Annotated in this window: 2 protein-coding genes; both read right to left on the reverse strand. The window is 59.8% G+C overall.

Annotated elements, in window-relative coordinates:
* On the reverse strand, positions 1–544 hold a 544-nt coding region (locus tag A3754_RS08395), incomplete at its 3' end, for a DUF932 domain-containing protein (RefSeq protein WP_156496922.1).
* A gap of 41 nt (positions 545–585) precedes the next feature.
* Positions 586–1,068: DNA repair protein RadC (radC, locus tag A3754_RS08400; RefSeq protein WP_197468573.1), on the reverse strand; the 483-nt coding region annotated here is incomplete at its 5' end.

The following is a 1,068-nucleotide window of genomic DNA, read 5'->3' on the forward strand; positions in this document are numbered from 1 at the left end:
CCTTCACCGCCTGGCCGGCGCCATTGAGGGCTACCGCCAGGGTGTTATTGCACACCACCCGGATGCTGGTGAACTGGGCAGTGGTGGCAAGGGTGCCGTCACAGGCAGTGGCCAGCAGCACATAGCCGTTGGTCTGGTCATTGCCTGCCAAGGAACCCGTTTGCCCGGTGCGGGCCAGCGCCCACAGCTTGCGGCCCCCTTTAAGCACCCCTGCAGTCTCCAGCTCGAAGCCGGATTGTTCAGTGAGATCGCGGTAGAACTCCAGTACCTCACGGGGTTGAACCACCTTGAAGCGGTTACTCACTACTGACAGGGGCTCCTGATTGTCGGAGCGGAACAGCACTTTCTGATCCGGGAAGGATGAGATCTGCCCGAGAGTGCCTGCCTCGCTACTGATAAAGCGCACCGGGGTCTCACGGATCTCCCAATCCATGCCGGCTTCGCGCATCCAGACTTCCAGAGGTTGTTGGTTGGCCAGCTGGTTGCCCAGCCCGTGCCAGGGTGTGCGGCCCACATAGGCCATGTTTTCGACAAGATGTGCCATGGTGAATCTCCTGTTAAAGAGGGAATGCCCAAAGGGCAGGGTTAGAGCCAGCCGCGCTCGGCGAGGCTCACGTAGCTGGAACGGGACACCACAAAGTGGTCCAACACCCGCACATCGATCAGTGCGAGGGCGTCCTTGAGGCGTTTGGTGATTTGCCGGTCGGCAGTGGAGGGCTCACTGCAACCGGAAGGGTGGTTATGGGCGAAGATGATGGCTGCGGCATTGCAGTCCAGAGCGCGTTGCACTACCACGCGGGGGTAAACAGCGGAGCTATCAATGGTGCCGTTGAACAAGGTCTCGAAACTGAGCACCTTGTGCTTGTTGTTGAGGAAGATGGCCGAGAAGACTTCGTTTTTCTCCTGTGCCAGAGCCAGTTGCAGGAACTGGGCGACATCGGTAGGCGCGGTCAGGGCCTCCCGGTCGGTAAGCTCATCCAGCAGGATGGTGGCCGCCGTACTGACGATCTCCTCGGGTTTAACGCAGCCCTGTACGTGGTACAGGCCCTGCTCGTTCTTTACGAAAGT

Source organism: Alcanivorax sp. HI0083, assembly GCF_001635175.1.